Below are 9981 nucleotides of genomic sequence, written 5' to 3' on the forward strand. Positions count from 1 at the left end.
GGTCTCCGTCATGACCAAACGCGCCGTCCAAGCTTGTAGCTAAGGGGGGCAGCCGAAGAAACAAAAGCCCCGGTCAAAACCGGGGCTTTTTCACGTGCGGCGTAGTCTGGGCAATTTTTGCGGCTGCCAATAAGCGCCTGTGTCTTCACGGGCTTTCTCATAGGCCTCGATTCGATGAAGGGCATCTTGACCACCTGCAGCAAAGAGATGGCTTAGCAGGCATTCCAGAACGGCCATCGCCCCGGAAAAGCTAGAGAAATGGTGCATTGACCGTGTGCTGATCTGTAAGCTGATATCGGGGCGTACCCCGGGTGCGATCACATCACTATCTGAAATCAGGATGATCCGGATACCCTTGTCAGCAGCAAAGCGCATGGTGCGGATGGTTTCGGCTGAATAGGGCCTGACCGTAATGGCCAGCAGGCAATCGCCGCTGCCCGCATCCAACAGATCATCTGCAGCAGAGCCCATATGCCGGGGAACCAGCTGCAATCCGGGATGGGCCATGCGACCTGCATAATGAAAGTAATAGGCCAGAGCATAGCTGGCCCGTGTTGCTGTGACAAAACACCGTTGCGTGTTCAGAATGAGATCTGTTGCGGCCTTGACCCGTTCAGGTTCTACAAGGCGTAGGGATCGGGCGACCACGTTCAACTCATTGCGGGCAAAATCGGCTTGGGCCGCGCTGAACGGCCCTTCGGACGATTGAAGCGATAACCAATCCTGGTGCAGGCGATCCTCTCCATCCGTGACCAGGGCTTGCCGGAACGGGTGGCGGAATGCGTCGTAGCCGTCATAGCCCATCCGTTGGGCAAGGCGGACAAGAACGTTGGAACTGACGCCGATCTTCCGGGCCGTTGTGCGGATCGGATCAAGGCCGAAATCGCCGGGATGATCGATCACATATTTCGCAGCCGCCTGTAGTTGTGGTGGCATGTGATCAATGTCGTGCCGGAGGGTTCTGATCAAATGGCTAAACGTGTCGGTCATAGGACAAAGAAAACATATGTTTTCGATGTTGCCAATTGAAAACAAGCTGGAACAGAGTAGGTCGAGCTGAGGCAATTGCGGAGGGTCCGGTGGCCACAACCCCTTATATTCTAGTCGCGCCGAATGGTGCCCGGCGTGGACCTGAGGATCACGCCAAGCTGCCGGTTACGTTGGAGCAAACCATATCGACTGCACGCGCTTGCCATCAGGCGGGGGCGGATGGTCTACATCTGCACATTCGAGACGCAGAGGGCTGGCATTCGCTGGATGCGGGGCGATATCTTGAGGCCGTTGCAGAGCTGAACAGGCAGATCCCGGATATGGATGTTCAGATCACGACTGAGGCGGCAGGTCTCTATGATGTTGAAGCGCAGCTTGAGTGTTTGCGCCGAGTGCAGCCGAAATGGGCCTCGATCTCGGTACGAGAAATCGCCCGGCAGCCGGATCTGGCCGAACGCGTCTATGGGCTGTGTCATGATCAGGGCACACGGGTGCAACATATTCTGTATGACGCTGAGGACGCGGCGCTGCTGAACGAATGGCAGAACGCAGGCGTCGTGCGAGACGGACAGGTGGATCGCATGCTGGTGTTGGGGCGGTATACGGTCAATAAGGTCTCCTCACCCGAAGGTATCGCATCCTTCCCTGTAGACGCTTCCCCGTGGATGGTGTGCGCATTTGGGCCGCTGGAGCATGCGTGCCTGGCTGAGGCGGCACGACAGGGCGGTGATCTACGGGTTGGATTTGAAAACAGCCTGACAAATTCGGAAGGCCAGCCCTGGCCTGATAATGCAGCCTCGGTCACAGCACTCATCGCTTTGCTTAAAGGAACTTCCCAATGAGCCACGTGTTTCCACGCCATACAAAATCCACCTTGCCCGTCGCGGTTGCTGGAGACGGGTGTTACCTGATCGACGCAGACGGCAAGCGTTATCTGGATTGTGGGGATGCGGCCGTGTCCTGCTTAGGCCATTCCAACCCGGCGGTTATTAAGGCCGTGCAGCAGCAAGTGGAACAGATCGCCTTTGCGCATAGCGGGTTTATGACTTCGGAACCGGCTGAAACGCTGGCGGATTTGCTGATCAAACACGCCCCGGGTGATTTGGAGCGGGTTTACTTTGTATCGGGTGGGTCCGAGGCCACCGAAGCTGCGATCAAACTGGCACGGCAGTACTATCTAGAGATCGGGCAGCCCGAACGCCGCCATGTGATTGCCCGCAAGCAGAGCTACCACGGCAACACGTTGGGCGCCTTGTCGGCGGGGGGCAATGAATGGCGCCGGGCGCAGTTTGCACCCATGTTGATCGGTATGTCCCATATCGCGGCCTGTTACGAATATGCCGAAAAACACGATGATGAGAGCAGCTTTGATTATGGCCAGCGCGTTGCCAATGAGCTTGAGGCCGAAATTTTGCGCCTTGGCCCTGATACGGTGATGGCATTCATGGCAGAGCCGGTGGTGGGTGCGACCTTGGGGGCGGTTCCAGCCGTTGAGGGGTATTTCCAGCGGATTCGGGAGTTTTGCGATCAATATGGCGTGCTTTTGATTTTGGATGAGGTCATGTGCGGTATGGGGCGAACCGGCCATCTGTTCGCCTGCGATCATGATCAGGTGAGCCCGGATATATTGTGCATTGCCAAAGGGTTGGGGGCCGGATATCAACCGATCGGTGCGATGCTGTGTACCGGCAAAATCTATGACGCGATCCGGGATGGCTCAGGCTTTTTCCAGCATGGTCACACCTACATCGGCCACCCAGTCGCCACCGCAGCCGCCCTGGCTGTTGTTCAGGAATTGACCTCCCAAGACCTGCCAAAACGCGCCGCGGCGATGGGCGAGAAGCTGGAATCCGCGCTGAACACAGCCTTTGGTCAGCATCCTCATGTGGGGGATATACGCGGGAGAGGCCTGTTCTGGGGCCTGGAGCTGGTGGCTGATCGCGCGACCAAAACCCCGTTTGACCCATCTTTGGGGCTAGCGGGGAAGGTTAAGAAAGCGGCGTTGGCCCAGGGTCTGATTTGTTATCCGATGTCGGGTACCCGCGATGGCAAAACCGGTGATCACATCCTGCTGGCACCACCTTTCATTATCGAAGAGGCCCAGATTGACGAGTTGGTCACCAAGCTTTCGGCGGCGTTGGACGCGTCCCTCTGACAATTCTGTGAGGGGCCTTTCCGCCAGCGAGGGCCTGATTAAGCTCGACCTGAAATAAAGACAGTAAGGTCCTTGAAAATGCTCAGAGATATCTGGATCAGCTTCCGAAACCTTCCGGTCTGGGTTCAAATTTGGATGTCGGCGGTTCTGGTTCCGGCCAATTTGGTGCCGCTGGCGTTTCTGGATCAGCCCTATGGGACGGTGATTGCGGGACTGGCCATTCTGGGGATGGCATTGAACTTGCCTATCATGATGGCAGAGCGTGGTATGTCGCGCGCCATGGCGCTTCCGCATCTGCTGTTCTGGACGCCAATGGTTTTGATCATCGTCTACGTTCTGAACACGCATACCGATCTTCTGCCGATCTACGCGCAGTTTTTGCTGGTGCTGTTGGTGATCGATCTTGTTTCGCTGGGCTTTGACCTGCGAGACGCGATTTTGTGGAACAAAGACCGCAAAAGCCAGTAATACGCGCGCAAAAAAGCCCCCTTGGCATCAAGGGGGCTTCTGCAACCGGCTTTATTTCTGTGGAAGCGGACCGATCATCATGATCATCTGACGGCCTTCCATCTTCGGCATGTTTTCGATCTTGCCGATTTCCTTAACGTCTTCTGCCACCCGTTCCAGAAGCTCACGGCCCAGGTTCTGGTGTGCCATCTCACGACCGCGGAAACGCAGTGTGACTTTGACCTTGTCGCCGTTTTCCAGAAACTTGAAAACATTGCGCATCTTGACGTCATAGTCATGGGTGTCGGTGTTGGGCCGGAATTTGACCTCTTTCACCTCGATGACTTTTTGCTTCTTACGGGCTTCGGCTTCGCGCTTTTGCGTTTCATATTTGAACTTGCCGAAGTCCATGATCTTGCAAACCGGCGGGTTCGCATTGGGCGAGATTTCGACCAGGTCGAGACCAGCTTCGTCAGCAAGTTGCATGGCTTTGGCGGGATGAACCACCCCGACATTTTCGCCTTCAGCGCCAATCAGGCGAATTTCGGGGGCACGGATCTTGTCATTGACGCGCGGTCCAGTGTCTCTCTGCGGCGGCGCGTTGTGGGGTCTGCGAGCTATGGGTTCATTCCTTTGATGATTGCAGAATTTCGAGCCCGGAATTTAGACCGGGCCGGGCAGCGTTTCAAGCAGCATAAACGCCTGTTAGTCGGAAATTCCCGTGAATTATCGCGGGAATCGGCTGGTCGGGTCAGGAATGGTCCGGCCAGCCGTGTCGATCAGCCGACAAATGCCTTTTCGATCACGAATTCCTTGGGTTCAGAGTTTGCGCCCTCGCGCAGGCCAAACCCTTCCAGGATTTCCTTGATATCCAGGTTAAAAGCCAATGAACCGCAGACCATCGCACGGTCGGTTTCCGGCTTGATGCCACCCTCGATTCCCAGATCGGCAAACACGGTGCCATCTTTCAGCAATTCGGTAATGCGGCCCATCTTAGGACTCTGTTCCCGCGTGGTGGTTGGGTAGTAGCGGATCTTGTCGGCAAAGCCTTCGCCGATCAGCTCGGCCAGCAATTCGTCTTGACGGATGCTTTCGATCAGCTGACGACCATATTCCAACTCGGCCACTTCGCGGCAGGTATGGGTGATGATGATCTCATCGTAGTCCTCATAGGTCTGCGGCTCGCGCAGCAGTGAGGCGAAGGGGGCAAAGCCGGTGCCGGTGGCAAAGAACCACAGGCGCTTGCCAGGCAGCAGGGCGTCATGGACCAATGTGCCAACAGGCTTGGGCCGCAGGATGATCTGGTCACCCGGTTTGATGTGCTGCAGCTTCGATGTCAGCGGGCCGTTCTGTACCTTGATCGAATAGAATTCCAGTTCTTCATCCCACGAAGGCGAAGCGATCGAATAGGCGCGCAACAAAGGCTTCTGACGACCGGTCTTGGGGTCCGGGTCGCCCATCAGGCCGATCATCACAAACTCGCCCGAGCGGAACCGCAGCGTTGCCGGGCGCGACACTTTGAACGAGAACAGGCTGTCGGTCCAATGCTTCACATCGGTCACGGTCTGCGCGTCGGGCAGAACGGGGGCCTTTACGGCGGTTGCTTCACTCACGGGTTTCATCTCTGTCATCGTTTCACTGCCGGTTTGTTAAACCGACATCTCCGTTTAATCTTTGATCCAGGTCAGGAAAAGGGGACAGATTGCCCCCGGTTCTGGTTGGCCGGTGATGGCGGGTTTAGCCGCGCAGGCGGGCCTGATAGTTGTTGTCTTGCCAATCGGCACGCGCCAGCCATTGATCTTCAGGTTGTCGGGCAGCCAGTGCGTTGTCGATTTCAACCTCGTCAAAGCCGCTGCGACGCGCCATGGCGTACTGGTCTGCAAGGACATGACCCTTTGCGCGCAAACGACCAGTAAAGCCTTTCAGGCGCAGAACACGAGCAATAGTGAAGCCGCGCCCATCCGCCGAGGATGGAAAGTCCACGCGTACCATCTTGGCGCCGCCCAGGCGATCAATCAGCTCATCCGGGTCGGTGTCCGAGGCCACATCCAGCGCCACAACGTCATTTGCGGCGTCTTCCAGTGTGACGAACCCGTCGGTCCAGTCGTCGGGGGCAAAGCCCTCATCGTTTACGATTACGTTCATGTTGTCTCTCCGGCGCGCACCATCTTGCCATCGACAAAATGAATGCCGCATTCTTCCTTGCTCTGGTCGCGCCAGCGTCCGGCGCGGGGGTCTTCGCCTTCTTTGACCGGCGAGGTGCAGGGCGCACAGCCGATCGAAGGGTATCCTTTGGCCACCAGCGGATGCCGGGGCAGGTTGTTTTCTTCCATGTAAGCCCGCACGTCTTCGGGCGCCCAATGGGCCAGGGGGTTCACCTTGATCCGGCCGGTTCCGTCTTCGACCTCGAAGAAATCGAGCGCGGCGCGGGTGCCGGACTGGAATCTCTTGCGCCCGGTAATCCAGCCGCAATACCCGGTCAATGCCTGTTGCAGCGGGAAGGTCTTGCGCAGGTTGCAGCACGCATCCGTATCCCGTAGGCGCAGCGCGCCATAGGGGTCTTCCCGCTGAATGTCCTGATCATCCGTGCGGACGATATGAACGTTTTTCAGGCCCAGACGCTCGCTGACCTCCTGCTGGTATTCCAGCGTTTCGGTGAACAGCATCTGCGTGTCCACAAACAGCACCGGGGTCATCTTGTCGACCACCGCCGCCATATGCAGCAACACCACCGATTCCGCCCCAAAGCTTGAGACCAGAGCAAGCTCGTCGATCTCTTCGATTGCGCCATGCATGACATCATGGGCGCTGTGGTGGCGGAACCGGTTGTTCAGCGCGTCAACCTTGTCGGTCAGTTCGCGCCTGTCTGCACCCAGTTCCGTCTGGATAAGGTCAAGCGGCATTCGCCTGAACCTCGGGGTAGACGGCCGCCTTGAACGGAGCCATACCGACGCGGCGATATGTTTCCAGGAAGGTTTCTTCGGCGCTCTCACGCTGGTTCAGATAGGTGTCCACGATGCGTTCGACGGCTGGCACGATCTCGTCATAGGCAAAGCCTGGACCAGTGCGGTCGCCAACGGCGGCTGTTTCGGTCGCGTCACCGCCCAGAGTAATCTGGTAGTTTTCGACGCCTGCGCGATCCAGACCCAGAATGCCGATATGGCCCACATGGTGGTGACCACATGCGTTGATGCAGCCCGAGATCTTGATCTTCAGGTGACCGATATCATGCTCCAGCTTCAGCTCGTCAAACCGGGTCGCGATTTCCTGCGCAACCGGGATCGAGCGGGCCGTCGCCAGCGCGCAGTAATCCATGCCGGGGCAGGCGATGATGTCGCTGATCAGGCCGATATTGGCTGTGGCCAGGTCGTATTCCTTCAGCTTCGCATAGATCGCGGGCAGGTCCGATTTGTGGACATGCGGCAGGATCACGTTCTGCTCATGGCTAATGCGCAATTCGTCATAGGCGAACTCCTCGGCCAGATCGGCCATCACGCGCATCTGCTCGGCAGTTGCATCGCCGGGCGTCTGGCCGTGCTTCTTAATCGAGATCGTCACGATCGCATGGTTCGCATCCTTGTGCGGCGCGATGTTGGTGTCGACCCACGAGCGGAAGACCGGATCGTTGGTATAGGCGCTTTCAAACGACGCAACCGAGCCCTGACGGAAATCAGGCGCTGCAAAGTGACCCTTGATCTCTTCCAGCAGGTTCATGTCGGCTCCCTTGAACTGCGGGCGAACCTGCAGGAAACGCTCGTTCACTTTGGCGCGGATGGCGTCGATGCCGTGTTCGTGCACGGTGATCTTGATGCGCGCTTTGTACTTGTTGTCACGGCGACCGATTTGGTTCCACACAGAAACGGTGGCCTCCAGATACGCCAGCAGGTCGTCAAAGGCGACGAATTCGGACAGTTCCTTGCCGATCATCGGGGTGCGGCCCAGACCACCACCAACGATGACGCGGGCGCCCAGAACGCCGTCACGTTCAACCAGTTGCAGGCCGATATCGTGGGCTTTGATCACGGCACGGTCGTTTTCCGAGCCGGTGATGGCGATCTTGAACTTGCGCGGCATGAACTGGAACTCTGGGTGGTCGGTGGACCACTGGCGCAGCAGTTCAGCGTATGGGCGCGGATCGGCGACCTCATCCGCGGCGGCACCGGCGAAATGGTCGGCGGTCACGTTGCGGATGGTGTTGCCCGAGGTCTGGATGGCATGCATGCCAACCTCAGCCAGCGCGTCCAGCATATCCGGCACGTCATTCAGTTTCGGCCAGTTGTACTGGATGTTCTGACGAGTGGTGAAATGGCCATATCCCTTGTCCCACTTCTCGGCCAGCAGGGCCAGTTGGCGCATCTGTGCGCTGGATAGGGTGCCATAGGGGATCGCGACGCGCAGCATATAGGCGTGCAACTGCAGATACAGGCCGTTCATCAGGCGCAGGGGCTTGAATTCATCTTCGGTGAGCGAGCCGTCAATACGACGCTCAACCTGCGCGCGGAATTGTTTGTTGCGTTCTGCCAGAAAGGCTGTGTCGAACTCGGAGTAGCGATACATATCTAGCTGTCCTTAGTTGCAGCCCCGAAACCCGGGGCCTTGAAGGGGGGAGAGAAGGGCCGGAAATCAGGCCCGGGGCTGCGTTTCGGTTTCCTGTTTGCCATGGGCATAGTTCGAAGGTCCGGTACGGCGGAACTCCTCGCGGAAATGGGTGGGTTCGGGGCCGTTGTCGCCGGCAACCGCATCGGCCAGGTAGGCGCCAACAATCTTGTTGGCCTGACGGGCCGCATCCAGCAGACGCACCTGCGCGTGGGCCTCATCGGTGATCAGCTCGGCCTCGGATAGTTCGCGCGACCAGCGGTCATCCTCGGTCTGGTAGATCACATCGCCTTCCAACAGGTCATTGGCGGTGACAACTTTGGGGGTAAAAGCGCGGGCCATCAGGCAAGCTCCTTATTGAATTCGGTCAGGGCCTCAGCTGCTTGACGCGGGGCAAGGCCATAGAATGTCAGCACCGGTCCATCCAGTTCGGCGGCGCTCAGGTCGGTGGGCAATTGATCCAGGTTAGTGGTCAGAACGCGCTGATCCGGGCGCGAGGCGTTTTCGACCAATGTGATCGGGGTCGCGCGATCCGCGCCATGCATGATCAGACGGCCCTGAATGAAACGCGCGGATTTTTTGCCCATATAGATCGCGGCAACCGAGCCATTGCGGGCAAGCGCAGACCAATCGTGATCGGCAAAGCCTTTCATGTCATGCCCGGTCAGAAAGCGAGCCGAAGAATTACGACCGCGGCGGGTAAGACTTTGGCCAATTCCTGCAACAGCGGCAGACGCGGCTGTGATGCCCGGAACGATGCTCCAACGGATGCCAGCAGCATTGACGGCGTCGATTTCTTCATCCAGCCGCCCGAACACTGTGGGGTCACCGGATTTGAGGCGCACGACGCGGTTGCCTTTCAGCGCATAGTCGACCAGAAGCGCGTCGATATCTTCCTGTTTCCAGGAGGGTCCAAACCCGGCTTTTCCAACATCGACGAGAGTCGCCGTCTGACCGGCAAGCGCCAGAATCTCTGCGCTGATCAGTCGGTCATGCAGGACAACATCAGCGCGCATAAAGGCTTTGAGGGCCTTTTGCGTCAGCAGGTCCGGATCGCCGGGCCCGGCGCCGACAAATTCAACATATCCTGTTGTGCGTTCGAACTGCATCAGATCGTCCAGAGCGTGGTTTGACTTGCCCCTCAATATAGGAAATATTCCCATCAAAGCGCCATATTGGTGATCAAATAAGGACAAATGTTCTGATGATTGAAAATGGCGGGACTTAGGTTCTAGATTCGAAGGAAAACCGGAATGACGGTGCGGATAGACAGCACAGATCGGAAAATTTTGGCAGAGTTGCAGCGCGATGCCAGTCAGTCGCTGGATGAAATAGCGGCCAATGTAGGCAGTTCCAAGACGCCTGTTTGGAATCGAATCCGTAAACTAAAAAGTGCTGGCATTATTGGCCAGCAAACGGTTTTGCTGGATGCTGAGGCGTTGGGTTTTGAGGCAACATTCTTTGTTCTGATCCGGACCTCGGAGCATGAGGCAGACTGGCAGCGCAAGTTCCTGAAAGCGCTACGGGATCAGCCCGAAGTGCAAGAGGCGCACCGCCTAGCTGGGGATATCGATTACATCCTGAAGGTTCGGGTTAAAAATGCCCGTGCCTATGATCAGTTCTATCAATCCCTGATCGCTGAAGTGCGTGTGCACAACGTCACTGCGCTGTTGTCGATGGAAGAGATAAAATCAACAACAATGCTTCCCTTGAACGCATTGGCGGTCGATTAAGCTGCTAGGGGGCTCTGCCCCCTCCGTCCCTAACGGGGCGACTCCCCCGGCATACTTTGG

The 9981-nt window shown here is 57.5% G+C and carries 12 protein-coding genes; 4 read left to right on the forward strand and 8 right to left on the reverse strand.

The genetic code is table 11. The features are described from left to right. Positions 1 to 90: 90 nt before the first annotated feature. Positions 91 to 936 (reverse strand): MurR/RpiR family transcriptional regulator, encoded by an 846-nt coding sequence (locus ACR0JE_RS19430; protein WP_480865334.1) that lies wholly within the window; start codon positions 934 to 936, stop codon positions 91 to 93. Between the two features lie 143 nt (positions 937 to 1079). Here ACR0JE_RS19430 and ACR0JE_RS19435 point away from each other — a divergent pair, with 143 nt between their 5' ends. The 3 genes from ACR0JE_RS19435 to ACR0JE_RS19445 all read left to right on the forward strand — a co-directional run bounded on the left by ACR0JE_RS19435 (position 1080) and on the right by ACR0JE_RS19445 (position 3613). Further along, positions 1080 to 1832 (forward strand): beta-keto acid cleavage family enzyme, encoded by a 753-nt coding sequence (locus ACR0JE_RS19435; protein WP_480865336.1) that lies wholly within the window; start codon positions 1080 to 1082, stop codon positions 1830 to 1832. Further along, positions 1829 to 3145 (forward strand): aspartate aminotransferase family protein, encoded by a 1317-nt coding sequence (locus ACR0JE_RS19440; protein WP_480865337.1) that lies wholly within the window; start codon positions 1829 to 1831, stop codon positions 3143 to 3145. The genes ACR0JE_RS19435 and ACR0JE_RS19440 overlap by 4 nt, the downstream gene beginning before the upstream one ends. Positions 3146 to 3223: 78 nt before the next feature. After that, positions 3224 to 3613 (forward strand): hypothetical protein, encoded by a 390-nt coding sequence (locus ACR0JE_RS19445; RefSeq protein ID WP_480865338.1) that lies wholly within the window; start codon positions 3224 to 3226, stop codon positions 3611 to 3613. A gap of 51 nt (positions 3614 to 3664) precedes the next feature. Here ACR0JE_RS19445 and infC read toward each other — a convergent pair whose 3' ends face one another. The 7 genes from infC to cobA form a co-directional block, all read right to left on the reverse strand. Then, positions 3665 to 4255: a translation initiation factor IF-3 gene (infC, locus tag ACR0JE_RS19450; protein WP_425328970.1), complete on the reverse strand. Its 591-nt coding sequence runs from the start codon at positions 4253 to 4255 to the stop codon at positions 3665 to 3667. 116 nt (positions 4256 to 4371) lie between these two features. After that, positions 4372 to 5223 (reverse strand): ferredoxin--NADP reductase, encoded by an 852-nt coding sequence (locus tag ACR0JE_RS19455; RefSeq protein ID WP_170537027.1) that lies wholly within the window; start codon positions 5221 to 5223, stop codon positions 4372 to 4374. Positions 5224 to 5329: 106 nt separating this feature from the next. After that, the gene (locus tag ACR0JE_RS19460) at positions 5330 to 5737 is read right to left on the reverse strand and encodes a DUF934 domain-containing protein (protein ID WP_480541713.1); all 408 of its coding nucleotides are present in this window, start codon (positions 5735 to 5737) and stop codon (positions 5330 to 5332) included. Further along, on the reverse strand, positions 5734 to 6495 hold the full coding sequence (locus tag ACR0JE_RS19465) for a phosphoadenylyl-sulfate reductase (protein WP_480865339.1): 762 nt from the start codon (positions 6493 to 6495) through the stop codon (positions 5734 to 5736). Before ACR0JE_RS19465 ends, ACR0JE_RS19460 begins: the two co-directional genes overlap by 4 nt. Continuing rightward, the gene (locus ACR0JE_RS19470; protein WP_480865341.1) at positions 6485 to 8149 is read right to left on the reverse strand and encodes a nitrite/sulfite reductase; all 1665 of its coding nucleotides are present in this window, start codon (positions 8147 to 8149) and stop codon (positions 6485 to 6487) included. Before ACR0JE_RS19470 ends, ACR0JE_RS19465 begins: the two co-directional genes overlap by 11 nt. Before the next feature lie 66 nt (positions 8150 to 8215). Then, a complete protein-coding gene (locus tag ACR0JE_RS19475; protein ID WP_170537020.1) occupies positions 8216 to 8530 on the reverse strand; it encodes a DUF2849 domain-containing protein in 315 nt (104 codons plus the stop codon). Then, positions 8530 to 9351: a uroporphyrinogen-III C-methyltransferase gene (cobA, locus tag ACR0JE_RS19480; protein WP_480865343.1), complete on the reverse strand. Its 822-nt coding sequence runs from the start codon at positions 9349 to 9351 to the stop codon at positions 8530 to 8532. The genes ACR0JE_RS19475 and cobA overlap by 1 nt, the downstream gene beginning before the upstream one ends. Before the next feature lie 90 nt (positions 9352 to 9441). Here cobA and ACR0JE_RS19485 point away from each other — a divergent pair, with 90 nt between their 5' ends. Then, positions 9442 to 9921 carry an Lrp/AsnC family transcriptional regulator gene (locus ACR0JE_RS19485; protein WP_480541706.1) on the forward strand — a complete coding sequence of 160 codons (480 nt, stop codon included), beginning with the start codon at positions 9442 to 9444 and terminating at the stop codon, positions 9919 to 9921. Positions 9922 to 9981: the final 60 nt, after the last annotated feature.

This window comes from Ruegeria sp. H3, assembly GCF_056533095.1.

What these genes read in the sequence shown, in the direction of transcription:
- ACR0JE_RS19465 (WP_480865339.1), bottom strand. Translation starts at nt 6,495, where the DNA reads ATGCCGCTTGACCTTATCCAGACGGAACTGGGTGCAGACAGGCGCGAA.
- ACR0JE_RS19440 (WP_480865337.1), top strand. Translation starts at nt 1,829, where the DNA reads ATGAGCCACGTGTTTCCACGCCATACAAAATCCACCTTGCCCGTCGCG.
- ACR0JE_RS19430 (WP_480865334.1), bottom strand. Translation starts at nt 936, where the DNA reads ATGCCACCACAACTACAGGCGGCTGCGAAATATGTGATCGATCATCCC.
- ACR0JE_RS19470 (WP_480865341.1), bottom strand. Translation starts at nt 8,149, where the DNA reads ATGTATCGCTACTCCGAGTTCGACACAGCCTTTCTGGCAGAACGCAAC.
- ACR0JE_RS19460 (WP_480541713.1), bottom strand. Translation starts at nt 5,737, where the DNA reads ATGAACGTAATCGTAAACGATGAGGGCTTTGCCCCCGACGACTGGACC.
- ACR0JE_RS19485 (WP_480541706.1), top strand. Translation starts at nt 9,442, where the DNA reads ATGACGGTGCGGATAGACAGCACAGATCGGAAAATTTTGGCAGAGTTG.
- ACR0JE_RS19455 (WP_170537027.1), bottom strand. Translation starts at nt 5,223, where the DNA reads ATGACAGAGATGAAACCCGTGAGTGAAGCAACCGCCGTAAAGGCCCCC.
- ACR0JE_RS19445 (WP_480865338.1), top strand. Translation starts at nt 3,224, where the DNA reads ATGCTCAGAGATATCTGGATCAGCTTCCGAAACCTTCCGGTCTGGGTT.
- ACR0JE_RS19475 (WP_170537020.1), bottom strand. Translation starts at nt 8,530, where the DNA reads ATGGCCCGCGCTTTTACCCCCAAAGTTGTCACCGCCAATGACCTGTTG.
- cobA (WP_480865343.1), bottom strand. Translation starts at nt 9,351, where the DNA reads ATGGGAATATTTCCTATATTGAGGGGCAAGTCAAACCACGCTCTGGAC.